This window comes from Erwinia rhapontici, from assembly GCF_020683125.1.
Taxonomy (GTDB): Bacteria; Pseudomonadota; Gammaproteobacteria; order Enterobacterales; family Enterobacteriaceae; genus Erwinia; species Erwinia rhapontici.
The window spans coordinates 2,121,597-2,134,010 of the sequence record NZ_CP085627.1 but is presented as its reverse complement, the minus strand read 5'-3'; the positions used below and the strand labels follow the sequence as shown (position 1 = coordinate 2,134,010).

At 55.9% G+C, this 12,414-nt stretch carries 13 protein-coding genes; 6 read left to right on the top strand and 7 right to left on the bottom strand.

All coding sequences use genetic code 11. The annotated features are described in order from the left end of the window. Positions 1–22 precede the first annotated feature (22 nt). The 5 genes from sirB1 to hemA are packed head-to-tail and all read right to left on the bottom strand — an operon-like array spanning position 23 to position 4,451. On the bottom strand, positions 23–832 hold the full coding sequence (gene sirB1, locus LJN55_RS10070) for an invasion regulator SirB1 (RefSeq protein ID WP_227536184.1): 810 nt from the start codon (positions 830–832) through the stop codon (positions 23–25). Next, a complete protein-coding gene (locus LJN55_RS10065) occupies positions 829–1,227 on the bottom strand; it encodes a SirB2 family protein (RefSeq protein ID WP_227536183.1) in 399 nt (132 codons plus the stop codon). Before LJN55_RS10065 ends, sirB1 begins: the two co-directional genes overlap by 4 nt. 12 nt (positions 1,228–1,239) lie before the next feature. Further along, the gene (prmC, locus tag LJN55_RS10060; RefSeq protein ID WP_227536182.1) at positions 1,240–2,073 is read right to left on the bottom strand and encodes a peptide chain release factor N(5)-glutamine methyltransferase; all 834 of its coding nucleotides are present in this window, start codon (positions 2,071–2,073) and stop codon (positions 1,240–1,242) included. Beyond that, positions 2,073–3,155, bottom strand: coding sequence for a peptide chain release factor 1 (prfA, locus tag LJN55_RS10055; protein WP_227536181.1), 1,083 nt, complete (start codon positions 3,153–3,155; stop codon positions 2,073–2,075). Before prfA ends, prmC begins: the two co-directional genes overlap by 1 nt. Before the next feature lie 39 nt (positions 3,156–3,194). Then, positions 3,195–4,451: a glutamyl-tRNA reductase gene (hemA, locus tag LJN55_RS10050; protein WP_227536371.1), complete on the bottom strand. Its 1,257-nt coding sequence runs from the start codon at positions 4,449–4,451 to the stop codon at positions 3,195–3,197. A gap of 212 nt (positions 4,452–4,663) precedes the next feature. Between hemA and lolB the strand changes: the two genes are divergently transcribed. The 3 genes from lolB (at position 4,664) to prs (ending at position 7,355) form a co-directional block, all read left to right on the top strand. After that, positions 4,664–5,290, top strand: a complete 627-nt coding sequence (lolB, locus tag LJN55_RS10045; RefSeq protein WP_133845422.1) for a lipoprotein insertase outer membrane protein LolB — start codon at positions 4,664–4,666, stop codon at positions 5,288–5,290. Beyond that, on the top strand, positions 5,287–6,144 hold the full coding sequence (ispE, locus tag LJN55_RS10040; protein ID WP_227536180.1) for a 4-(cytidine 5'-diphospho)-2-C-methyl-D-erythritol kinase: 858 nt from the start codon (positions 5,287–5,289) through the stop codon (positions 6,142–6,144). The genes lolB and ispE overlap by 4 nt, the downstream gene beginning before the upstream one ends. A 263-nt stretch (positions 6,145–6,407) precedes the next feature. Further along, positions 6,408–7,355, top strand: coding sequence for a ribose-phosphate diphosphokinase (gene prs, locus LJN55_RS10035; protein ID WP_085939527.1), 948 nt, complete (start codon positions 6,408–6,410; stop codon positions 7,353–7,355). A 121-nt stretch (positions 7,356–7,476) separates the two neighbouring features. On the opposite strand, the gene LJN55_RS10030 is transcribed toward prs, so the two are convergent. Then, positions 7,477–8,367, bottom strand: a complete 891-nt coding sequence (locus tag LJN55_RS10030; RefSeq protein WP_133845483.1) for a LysR family transcriptional regulator — start codon at positions 8,365–8,367, stop codon at positions 7,477–7,479. Between the two features lie 110 nt (positions 8,368–8,477). Here LJN55_RS10030 and LJN55_RS10025 point away from each other — a divergent pair, with 110 nt between their 5' ends. Both LJN55_RS10025 and LJN55_RS10020 read left to right on the top strand, forming a co-directional pair. Then, on the top strand, positions 8,478–9,935 hold the full coding sequence (locus LJN55_RS10025) for an MFS transporter (protein ID WP_227536179.1): 1,458 nt from the start codon (positions 8,478–8,480) through the stop codon (positions 9,933–9,935). Between the two features lie 100 nt (positions 9,936–10,035). Beyond that, complete coding sequence (locus tag LJN55_RS10020) at positions 10,036–11,208, top strand: GGDEF domain-containing protein (protein WP_227536178.1); 1,173 nt, start codon at positions 10,036–10,038, stop codon at positions 11,206–11,208. Between the two features lie 36 nt (positions 11,209–11,244). Here the strand turns inward: LJN55_RS10020 and ychH are convergent, their stop codons facing one another. Next, positions 11,245–11,529, bottom strand: a complete 285-nt coding sequence (gene ychH / locus LJN55_RS10015) for a stress-induced protein YchH (protein WP_159337251.1) — start codon at positions 11,527–11,529, stop codon at positions 11,245–11,247. A gap of 273 nt (positions 11,530–11,802) precedes the next feature. Between ychH and pth the strand changes: the two genes are divergently transcribed. Further along, a complete protein-coding gene (gene pth / locus LJN55_RS10010) occupies positions 11,803–12,390 on the top strand; it encodes an aminoacyl-tRNA hydrolase (RefSeq protein WP_200642999.1) in 588 nt (195 codons plus the stop codon). The last annotated feature ends 24 nt before the right edge of the window (positions 12,391–12,414 follow it).

Here is a 12,414-nt window from a genome sequence, read left to right as displayed (position 1 = left end):
GCCTTTATAGAGTTCACTTCAGTTAGTGAAGGGTAATCTGTTTCTGTTCAATTGAGTGGATCTGGACTTTAATCATCTCGCTGATGGGGTCTTCCGGGCACTGCTCAACAAAATAGGTTAAATCATTGAGGGCCACATGTTCGCACTCTAGCTGGGCAAAAATCAGACCGCGATCGCGGATTTCATACGGGTCTTCCGGGGCCATCTGCACCAGCACCTGGCTGACGTGCAGCGCCATCTCCATCTGCTTCTCATCCATCAGCGCGGACTTCAGGGTGTCGAGCATCTTGCGCAATACCATCAGCGGCTCGGCTTCCTGCAGATCGTCATCATACAGCTCGGTCCCTGGCCCGATATTGCCCTGAAGCCACACTTCCAGCTGGTGTTCATCCAGCGTTTCACCATCAAAGGGATTGATGAGCCACATATCTTCATCGATCCAGTCTGCGCGTAGAATCAGCTGTGTCGGAAAAATCACGGGCATCATCGGCAGGTCGAGCTGATCCGCAATGTGCAGAAAAATGACCCCCAGCGACACGGCGGTGCCCTGACGGGTACGCAATACATTGTCCAGCCACAACGTGTCAGACAACCGATAAACACCGCTCGCGCCGCCAAAACCCCAGCGGCCCCAGAACAGGGTGATCAATTGCTCAAGCTGTAAATCAGCGGCAAGTTCTGACGGAATTTCAGCACGCGCTTCGGCAACCAGCGCAGCTAAACGCGCGCTGACATCTTCAGCCGGAAAGTCGCGGCGGACAGCCAGCGATGCCGTAATCACCGCGTCACTCAACGTTCCGGCGGTAAAATCAAAATCAGCGATAGACGTCATACAAACCCCAGCAGTGGCATTTTAGTTGTGGCAAGTTTCACGATGACCACAAGGGCGATTAACGCCACCATAAACGCTATCCAGCGTATTTTTTGCGCGCGCGGACGGCGTCCGAGGGCAATAAAACCCAGCGCGATATAGATAATAACGCCAAACAGCTTCTCAGTCAGCCAGGCACCTTGTGGGCTGAACGGGTAAAAATGCGTTATGGCGACCAGTAACCCGCCCGACAGTAACAGAAGCGTGTCATTTAAATGGGGCACGATGCGCACCCAGCGGCGTTGCAGCATCGAAGAATGGGTCTGGAACCAGTAGAAGCGCAGCACAAACATCAGTGCGGTGATCGCCACGGTTAACAGATGAAAATGTTTTAGCGGGAAGTACCAGGCGGCCATATAAATTCCTTATTATCCTTTTCTTTGCCCGACGGTTACGCGGTCGTTGCCGCCATAATCCTGACAGGTTTCCACTGCATGGAAGCTGTTCTCGCGCAAAATTTTCCTGACGTCTTCGCCCTGCTGCCAGCCGTGTTCCAGTAATAACCAGCCGCTATCCTGTAAATAGCACCCTGCTTCTGCGGCAATGATCCGGATATCGGCCAGGCCGTGATCGCCTGCCACCAGCGCACTGGTGGGTTCAAAACGGACGTCGCCCTGCGAAAGATGGTGGTCATCGGCATCAATATAGGGGGGATTACTGACAATCAGTGCAAACTGTTGTCCTTCGAGGGCAGAAAACCAGTGGCTTTGCAAAAACCGGGTATTTGACAGCGCCAGCTTGCTGGCATTGTGCTGCGCCAGCGCCACTGCGGCAGGAATACGATCCACGCCCGTAACCTGGCAATCGGTGCGTTCGCTGGCCAGCGCCAGGGCAATCGCCCCGGTGCCGGTACCGAGATCCAACACCTCGCAAGGCTCAGCAGGCAGACGCGCGAGCGCTTGCTCTACCAGCACCTCGCTATCCGGGCGGGGGATCAACGTGTCGGGCGATACCGTCAGCGACAGAGACCAGAACTCACGCTCCCCTGTCAGGTATGCCACTGGCTCCCCAGCGGCACGGCGTACCAGCAGCGCATCCAGCTGCGCAAGCTGCGCGTCATCCAGCGTGGCATCGTCGAAGGCGATCAGCCAGGCGCGGGATTTACCGAGCACTTTCCCCAGCAAAATTTCAGCATCGCGTTTCGGGCTGTCACTGTCCGGCAACTGAGCGACCGCGTTACGCAGCCAGACACGGATCTGCATTAATCCTGCCCGGCGAGTGCGGCCAGCTGATCCGCCTGGTACTCCTGAACCACAGGTTCAATCAGCGCATCCAGCTTCCCTTCCATTGCGTCATCCAGACGGTAAATGGTCAGGTTGATACGGTGGTCAGTAATGCGGCCCTGCGGGAAGTTATAGGTACGGTTACGGTCAGAGCGGTCGCCAGTGCCAAGCAAGTTACGGCGGGTGGAGGACTCTTCCTGTTGACGACGTGCCATTTCGGCAGCACGGATACGCGAACCCAGCACGCCCAACGCTTTCGCTTTGTTTTTATGCTGTGAACGTTCGTCCTGGCACTCGACCACGATACCGGTGGGCAAGTGGGTAATACGGATAGCGGAATCGGTGGTGTTAACGTGCTGACCACCAGCCCCGGAGGAGCGGAACGTATCGATTTTTAAATCAGACGGATTGATATCCGGCAGTTCGGCTTCCGGCAGTTCGGGCATCACCGCAACCGTACAGGCTGAGGTGTGGATGCGCCCCTGTGACTCCGTCTCCGGCACACGTTGCACGCGGTGGCCGCCAGATTCGAACTTCAGGCGGCCATAGGCGCCATCGCCGATCACTTTGGCGATGATCTCTTTATAACCGCCATGTTCGCCTTCGTTAGCGCTCATCACTTCCACTTTCCAGCGTTTTGACTCCGCATAACGGCTGTACATACGGAACAGATCGCCGGCGAAAATGGCGGCTTCGTCGCCACCGGTGCCGGCACGCACTTCCAGATAGCAGTTACGTTCGTCATCCGGATCTTTCGGCAACAGCAGGACCTGTAACTGTTGCTCCAGCACTTCACTGGCGGCACGGGCTTCTTTCAGCTCTTCCTGAGCCATCTCACGCATTTCCAGGTCACTGAGCATCATTTCAGCGGTTTCGATATCTTCCTGGGTCTGCTGCCACTGACGGAAACACTGGCTGACGTCGGTAAGCTGGGCATATTCGCGGGAGAGTGCACGAAAACGTTCCTGATCGGCAATCACTCCGGCATCGCCCAGCATCGCCTCCACTTCTTCGTGGCGCTCCTGCAAGGCTTCCAGTTTAGCAACAATAGAAGGCTTCATTCGTAGTCTTTTACCTTGTAAGAAAAGAGGCTTGAAACGCTAATCCAGCCCGAGGCTGTCGCGTAAAATTTGCAGGCGTTCGCCATCGCCGTCGCGTGCGGCCTGCTGAAGAGATTTGGTAGGAGCGTGGATCAAACGGTTGGTCAGCTTATGGGCCAGGTCGCGCAACACCTCTTCAGCGTTGCCTCCCTGTTGCAGGGCCGCTATGGCACGCGCTTCCAGTTCAGCACGCACCTGTTCCGCCTGTGAGCGGTAATCGCGGATAGTCTCAACGGCGCTCTGGGCCCGTAGCCAGGACATAAACTCGCTGCTTTCCTGCACCACGATGGTTTCAGCCTGCACGGCCGCCGCCTGGCGCTGGGCCATATTGCTTTCAATAATCGCCTGCAGGTCATCAACGCTATAGAGATAGGCATTGGGCAATTTACCCACTTCCGGCTCCACGTCACGCGGTACGGCAATATCCACCAGCAGCATAGGCTGATTACGGCGCTGTTTAAGCGCACGCTCCACCATCCCCTTACCGATAATCGGCAGCGGGCTGGCTGTAGAACTGATAATGATGTCGGCTTCCGCCAGACGGGAATCGATTTCCGGCAGGCTGATGACTTCAGCCCCGACCTCATCCGCCAGCGCTTGTGCACGTTCGCGGGTACGGTTGGCGATCATCAACTTCTTCACCTTATGCTGATGCAGATGGCGGGCAGCCAGTTCAATGGTTTCACCCGCGCCCACCAGCAGCACGTTAACCGTGGAGAGGGACTCGAAGATCTGGCGTGCCAGCGTGCAGGCAGCAAATGCCACGGAGACGGCACTGGCACCGATTTCGGTTTCGGTACGCACGCGTTTGGCTACGGAGAACGATTTCTGGAACATGCGCTCCAGTTCGCTGGAAAGCGAGTGGCCGCGCTGGGAATCGGCAAACGCCTTTTTGACCTGACCAAGAATTTGAGGTTCGCCCAGCACCAGGGAATCCAGCCCGCTGGCGACGCGCATCAGGTGGCTGACGGCATCGTTATCATGATGCCAGTAGAGGCTTTTACGCACGTCATCGACGCTGAGCTTGTGGTAATCACAGAGCCAGGTCACCAGCTGTTCCTGCAGGTTTTCCTGCTGTTCGACGCTCAGATACAACTCGGTACGGTTACAGGTAGACAGCACAACGCCGCCCTGAACCAGCGGCTGCGCCAACAGGCTAGTGAGCGCCTGTTCCAGCTGATCCGGCGAGAACGTCACGCGTTCGCGCAGAGACACAGGTGCCGTTTTGTGATTGATGCCGAGAGCCAGTAACGTCATGGTGCAGGTTGGGTTAATCCCACAGTTGTCAGGGTTTTGTGTGGCGCATTCTACAAGATGAGCGAGATCAATAAAAGCCATGCTTCGCCTATCCCTGTAACAAGATATACCTCTTGCGGGTCAAATGAGACAATTTGAGCATTGACGCCGCCGTTTTAGCTGGTTAGCGTGGGCGGTTGATTGCGAACTGAGTCTTAGGAGCTGACCTGAACATGTTATCGTCGAATCGCCGCCTGCTGCGGCTTCTTCCCCTTGCCGCCCTGCTGCTAACCGGGTGTGTTCTTAACGAACCAGCGCAAACTCCGGGCCAAAGCCCGACGTCCCCGCAATGGCGTGACCATCAGCAGGCGGTGGAAAAAATCACTCAGTACCAGACGCGTGGCGCCTTTGCCTACCTTTCCGATCGGCAAAAAGTCTATGCCCGCTACAACTGGCAACAGACCGCAGCGGATCGCTATCGCCTGCTGTTGACCAATCCCCTGGGCAGCACAGAGCTGCAGCTTGACCAGCAAGGACAAGTTGCACAGATCGTTGACAATAAAGGCAAGCGCTATGTCAGCAACGATGCGGCTAAAATGATTTCTCAGCTCACGGGCATGAGTATTCCTCTGGATAACCTGCGCCAGTGGATCCTTGGCTTGCCGGGTGATGCCACCGATTTCACCCTGGATGACCAGTATCGTCTGCGTGAAGTGAACTACAGCCAGGACGGTAAACAGTGGAAAGTGACCTATCAGGGCTACGACAGTAAACAGAATCCACCGCTACCGTCGAACCTCGAACTGCGTGAAGGCGACCAGCGTATTAAGCTGAAGATGGATAGCTGGACTGTAAAATGATCACAACATGGCCTGCCCCGGCAAAACTGAATCTGTTTCTCTACATCACCGGCCGCCGCGCTGACGGCTACCATGACCTCCAGACGCTGTTTCAGTTTCTGGATTATGGTGACACGCTGAAGATTGAAACCAACAGTCAGGGTGAATTGCGTCTGCTGACACCCGTCGATGGCGTGCCTGATGAACAGAACCTGATCGTCCGTGCCGCGCAACTGCTGCGCGAACGGGCGCTCGATCAGGGCGTGCTGCCCGACAGCGCAGGGGCGACCCTGGCGGTAGAGAAGCGGTTACCCATGGGCGGTGGACTGGGCGGAGGCTCCTCCAACGCCGCCACCGTACTGGTGGCACTCAATCATTTATGGCAAACCGGCTTCAGTTTTGAACAACTGGCCGAGCTTGGCCTGCAACTCGGTGCCGACGTGCCTGTCTTTGTGCGCGGATTTTCTGCCTTCGCTGAGGGGGTGGGTGAACAACTGACACCGGTTTCGCCACCAGAAAAATGGTATCTGGTGATGCATCCTGGTGTCAGCGTTGCGACACCCGTGGTATTTAACGATCCTGAATTGACCAGAAACACGCCAAAAAGGGAAATCAGCGCCTTATTAGCAGCCGAATTCCGCAATGATTGTGAGGCAGCAGTAAGAAATCGTTTTCGCGAGGTTGAACAGCTCGTTTCCTGGCTGCTAGAATACGCGCCGTCGCGCCTGACTGGAACGGGTGCTTGTGTGTTTGCAGAATTTGACACCGAGTACGCCGCAAGACAGGTGCTTGAGCTGGCTCCGAAAGGGTTGCAGGGGTTTGTTGCGCGAGGCGTTAACGTTTCGCCACTGCACCGCACCCTTTCAGAGCAATAGAGTTGATGTGACAGTGTCACCTGTTCCAGACGCTGCACCACTGCTCTGATATAACCCAAGCTATTGGCGCTGTGGCAAGGCGGCAAGTGGATGAGTCCCCGGGAGCTTACTTGAGTAAGTCACCGGGATGAATACATGCAGCCAACGCCGCTACGGCGTCAAGAACACAGGGTTAAGACACCCGTATGAAAACATAAGTCGTATACCGCCCAGTGCGATTTATGGTATTTCATTCTCTGGACGCAAAGCCTGAGGTTCTTCTCGTGCCTGATATGAAGCTTTTTGCTGGTAACGCCACCCCGGAACTAGCACAACGTATTGCCAACCGCCTTTACACCAGCCTGGGCGACGCCGCCGTCGGTCGTTTCAGTGATGGTGAAGTGAGCGTACAAATTAACGAAAATGTACGCGGTGGTGATATTTTCATCATCCAGTCCACCTGTGCCCCCACCAATGACAACCTGATGGAACTGGTTGTGATGGTAGATGCCCTGCGTCGTGCTTCCGCGGGTCGTATTACTGCGGTTATTCCTTACTTTGGTTATGCACGTCAGGACCGCCGCGTGCGCTCCGCCCGTGTCCCTATTACTGCCAAAGTGGTTGCCGATTTTCTCTCCAGCGTTGGTGTTGACCGCGTTTTGACTGTGGATCTGCATGCTGAACAGATTCAGGGTTTCTTTGACGTCCCGGTTGATAACGTATTTGGTAGCCCGATCCTGCTCGAAGATATGCTGCAGATTGGCCTGGTGAACCCGATTGTGGTTTCTCCGGACATCGGTGGTGTGGTTCGTGCACGTGCTATTGCTAAACTGCTGAACGATACCGATATGGCCATCATCGACAAACGCCGTCCACGCGCCAACGTCTCTCAGGTGATGCACATCATCGGTGATGTTGCTGGCCGTGACTGTGTGCTGGTTGACGATATGATCGATACCGGTGGCACGCTGTGTAAAGCCGCTGAAGCGCTGAAAGAACGTGGCGCTAAACGCGTATTCGCCTATGCGACTCACCCTATCTTCTCCGGTAACGCGGTCGAAAACCTGCGTAACTCGGTGATTGATGAAGTCGTAGTGTGCGATACCATTCCGCTGCCAGAAGAGATCAAAGCCCTGCCAAACGTGCGTACCCTGACGCTGTCAGGCATGCTGGCTGAAGCGATCCGTCGCATCAGCAACGAAGAGTCTATTTCTGCGATGTTTGAGCATTGATCGTGGCGTGACCTGGCGGGCAGCCCCTACAGTTAACAGGTGTAGGGGCTGACCTTTTGTTTCCGGTCGGCCCCGTCAGGCCATGCTGCATAAGAGGGACAGGTTAACGCCTGTCCCTTTTTTATTTGCTCAATGCAATATGCTCTGCCAGATAGTCAATCAGTACCCGCAATTTGGGCAGCAGATGCCGGTTCCCCGGCCAGAGCAGCGAAAACTGCCCTCCTGCGCTGATGTGTTCATCCAGCACGCTTTGCAGCTCCCCGCTCTCCAGGTATTCCGTCACTGCAAAATCCGGTACGTAGATCAGCCCCAGCCCCCGGCGCGCGGCCGAGATCTGCGCCTCAAGATTATTAAACACCAGCGGCCCGGCCAGCGAGAGTGTGCGATCGTCAGCACCGTCAAACTGCCAGGGCTGAAGCTGACTGTTGCCGGAAAAGCGATACAGCAGGCAGGCATGTTGCGCCAGGTCTTCCGGCCCCTGCGGTACGCCGTATCGTGCGAAATAGTCTGTTGCGCCCACCAGACGAAAGCGAAAACCGCCCAGCCGTCGCGCCTTCAGCCGTGAATCGGCAAACTCGCCACTGCGCAGAACCGCGTCATACCCTTCCCCGATAACATCCACCAGCCGATCGTTAAAGTCGAGATCCAGCTCAATTTCCGGATAACGGGCGGTGAAACCCGGCAACAGCGGCAGGAGCAAACGATAACCAATCGCGGGAAAACTCAGACGCAGCCGCCCGCGCGGGGCCGCCATCAGCCTTGACAGCTCCTGCTCCGCCTCTTCCAGCTCCATCACAATGCGCTGGCTGCGTTCAAAAAACAGCAGGCCTTCTTCTGTCAGGCTCAGGCTCCGTGTGCTGCGATTAAACAGACTCACCCCGAGGCTGGCCTCCAGCCGTGCAACGCTTTTCCCGATGGCCGATGCCGAGACGCTCAGCCGCTCTGCGGCCGCGACAAAGCTGCCAAGCTGGGCGGCTTTCACAAATGCATTGAGCCCACTCAAACTTTCCACGCTGCTCATTCGCGACTTTATGTCCTTTATCTGCGGCCATTCGGCCTGTTTATCACCCGGTAACGCCAATTTATCCTGCTTCTTCACTGGAAGAAAGCGGAGAGTTACCCATGAGTTCCCTGACACTGACGGCACAAAGCAGCCGCTGGAGCATTCTGGCGGTGTGCAGCGCTGCACTGATGTTGCCCCTGAGTTTTTCTGCCGGGGTGATCGCCACCCCGGCCATTGCCCTGCAAACAGGCGGATCGGCGCTGGCACTGAGCTGGATCACCAACGCGTTCCTGCTCAGCTTTGGCAGTCTGCTGATGGCGGCAGGTGCACTGGCCGACCGTTATGGCCGTAAACGCCTGTTTATCAGCGGCGTCAGCGTTTTTACTGTGCTGTCGTTGCTGACCGGCTGGGTGCCCTCCATCGTCTGGCTGGACGTGGTACGTGCTCTACAGGGCGCAGCGGCAGCGGCGGCGCTGGCTGGCGGCGGTGCCGCGCTGGCGAATGCCTTTGACGGGGCCGAACGCGCGCGGGCATTCAGTCTGCTGGGCACCAGCTTTGGCGTAGGTCTGGCGGCTGGCCCGGTGATTGCCGGTATGCTGATGTCCATCGCCGGCTGGCACAGCGTCTTTCTTTGCTGCGCGCTTTTTGGCGTGCTGGCGCTCGTTATCGGTATGCGTACCCTGCCAGAATCACGCAACCCGGACGCCAGTGCGCTGGACTGGCCGGGGATTATCAGCTTCAGCACCACGCTCACTCTGTTTACCTGGGGAATGTTACAGGTGGCTGACAGCGGTGCGGGTCCGCTGGCAACAGGATTGCTGCTGGCTTCGCTGGTCGTGGCGCTGCTGTTTGTCTGGATAGAACGCCGCAGCGCACACCCGATGCTTGACCTGAGCCTGTTCCGCTACGGCCGGTTTATCGGCGTACAGCTGCTGCCCGTCGCCACCTGCTACTGCTTTGTGGTACTGCTGGTGCTGCTGCCTCTGCGCTTTATGGGCTTCTACGGTTATGACGCCCTGACCACCGGCTTGCTGATGCTGGCGATCTCGCTGCCGATGCTAGTGGTACCTTCTCTTGCCGTTGCGCTGACGCGCCGCTTTCATCCTGGCAGCGTGAGCTGTGCGGGTTTAGTGCTTGCCGCAGCGGGTATTGGCCTGCTCAGCCTGGTAACACCACACAGCTCACTGGCAGTGACCCTGCTGGCGATGGTGATGATCGGTAGCGGCAGCGGTCTGCCCTGGGGATTGATGGATAATTTATCGGTGAGCGTGGTGCCACCGCAGCGCGCCGGGATGGCAACCGGTATCTTTAGTACTGTTCGCGTGGCAGGTGAAGGGGTGGCACTGGCGAGCGTCAGTACGTTGTTCAGCCAGTTGCTGGTTAGCCAACTGTCACAGCAGGGTAAATCGATCGAGAAAGCACATCAGTTGGCCAGTTATCATGTCAGCAGCCCGGATCTTCTGCCGCTGGCAGAGACCGCTTTTCACCAGTTACTGCTGGTCCTGATGGTCGTGACATTGCTTTGTGCCGTGGCCATCTGGCGCTGTCTGGTGCCTGCGTCCAGGCCACTTTCCTGAGTTCACATTAATTTTTTTACTGTAACGGTTCAGCCCCCCTGTTGGTAAGTATTCATTAGTGATATTTTGCTCTGATAGCTTATCCAGGAATAATCCTAAAATGGTACTCGATGTTTATACGCTGTTTGTCTGTGAACTCTATGTGCTGGCTTTTCTCAGCATTATCATGGTGTTCGCGTGGCGCGGAGCGCAGTACAGCAGAGTACTGGGGTTTAACTGTCTCTCTTTGTTGTTGAGCATTGTCGCTGTCGGCCTCAGCAGCCTGCGTAGCTCAGGCTTTATCTTTCTGCCGATAGTGGTGGGAAATCTGCTGATCATGTGCGCCTATGGCCTGCAACTGAATGCATTCCGTGCGCTGCGCGGGGCGCGAGGTGGCTGGCTGTGGCTGCCCGGGATGGTGGTATGGGCGGTACTCTGCCTGTTCCCCTCTTTCTACACCTCGCTACCCATGCGGATTCTGGCCAGCAGCCTGCTGTGTATTATCTATACCTCGGCGATGCTGTATGAACTGCATCGTTCACGCACCCTGCTTCCGATAACCTGGTGGCCCGCCCAGCTGCTGCTGGGTATCCACCTTGGCTTTAATATCCTGCGGGTGTTACTGGACGGCGGGATCCCTAACCCGGTACATGGAGCCATCGGTGGCTCAACCTTCTCGGTGTATGTCATTCTGGAGTCGATCCTGGTGGTGATTGGCCTGAGCTTTACCATGATGGCGATGGTGAATGAACGTACGCAGATTATCTACCGCCAGGCGTCACTGCTCGACCCGTTAACCGGAGTCTGGAATCGCCGCGCACTGTTTGAAAAAACGGCTCAACTGACCGCCAGCTGGAGTTGCAGCCAGCAGCCCTTATCGGTGATGCTGTTTGACCTCGACCACTTTAAATCGATTAACGATCGCTATGGTCATTCGCAGGGTGACCGGGTGCTGACCGATTTTTGCCAACAGGTGGCGCACCAGTTACCCGCTGACAGCTATTTTGCGCGTCTCGGCGGGGAAGAATTTGCCGCCGTTGTCATGTGCGCAGAGGGGGAATGTGTGGAGGTAGCCGAACGTATCCGCAAAGTAGTGGAGCGATCTTGCCCCGAGAACGTGAGCTATAGCGTCAGCATTGGCGTGGCAAGCTGCCAGCCAGACCGTGATGCTATCGACAGCTTGATGGCGGCGGCAGATGATGCGTTATATCAGGCGAAGGCCGCAGGCAGAAACCAGGTCAAAACCTTTGGGGGCGTAAATCATGAGGATGTCAGGCGTGTTTTCGCCAGTTAAATCCGGAAACACACCGGGTGTGTTTCCGATTCAGGATTAACGATTGTGCTGCTGACTGGAACCGTGACGGCAGCGTTTTTCACCGCAGTGACGCACCCAGTAATAGCGATCGGCAATTTTCTCACGCCCGCTGATTCTCGCCCCCGCCAGCCACAGCAACGCACCGATAAAGATACTGCCGAGTGCACCATGCACCATAAACTGCGGTAAGTGGAACTGCGGTATTTGATTCACCACTGAGTAACCTACCCCGCCAATCATCACCACCAGGCCCAGCACCATCAGGGTGTTACCCAGTACATGTGTATGTTTACGTTTCATTGCGCACCTCCAGTCAGTGTAAAAAGGCAAACTCCGTTGCCAGATGCGATCAGTCTAGGCAATCTTTAACTGCTCTGATGAGTCTGCGATCACATTTATCGCTTATATTTTGACAAAACTTTACGACTAACAGACTGTTTTTATATAGAAAACGTATTATCACTCTGCTCAACCATTGTGATTTTCATCACAATGCGCGCAGATCTTTGAGTTATCGCAACCGCTTCAGTAAACTAGCCGTTTTCACCCCGCACGTTTCAGGAAAATCTACTCGTGAGCAGCATCAAACTGATAGTTGGCCTTGCCAACCCCGGCGCTGAATACGCCGCCACACGCCACAATGCCGGTGCCTGGTATGTTGACTTGCTGGCTGAACGCCATAATCAGTCGTTAAAAGAAGAGAGCAAATTTTACGGGTATACCGCGCGCCTCAATATTGGCGGCGAAGACGTGCGCCTGCTGGTTCCCACCACGTTTATGAACCTCAGTGGGAAAGCCGTAGCGGCTATGGCCACGTTTTATCGCATCGCACCTGAAGAAATTCTCGTGGCGCATGACGAACTCGACCTGCTTCCTGGCGTGGCAAAGTTTAAACAGGGCGGCGGTCACGGGGGGCATAACGGATTGAAAGATATTATTAGCAAGCTGGGTAACAACCTGGACTTCCATCGTCTGCGTATTGGCATTGGTCATCCGGGTGACCGTAACAAAGTGGTGGGATTTGTGCTGGGTAAACCCCAGGCAGCGGAACAGGCTCTGATTGATAACGCTATCGATGAAGCCGCGCGTTGTACTGAGGTATGGTTAAAAGAAGACAAACTGAAGGCCATGAACCGTTTGCACAGCTACAAAGCCGTCTGACGCGTTGCCTTTGATTGAGCCATC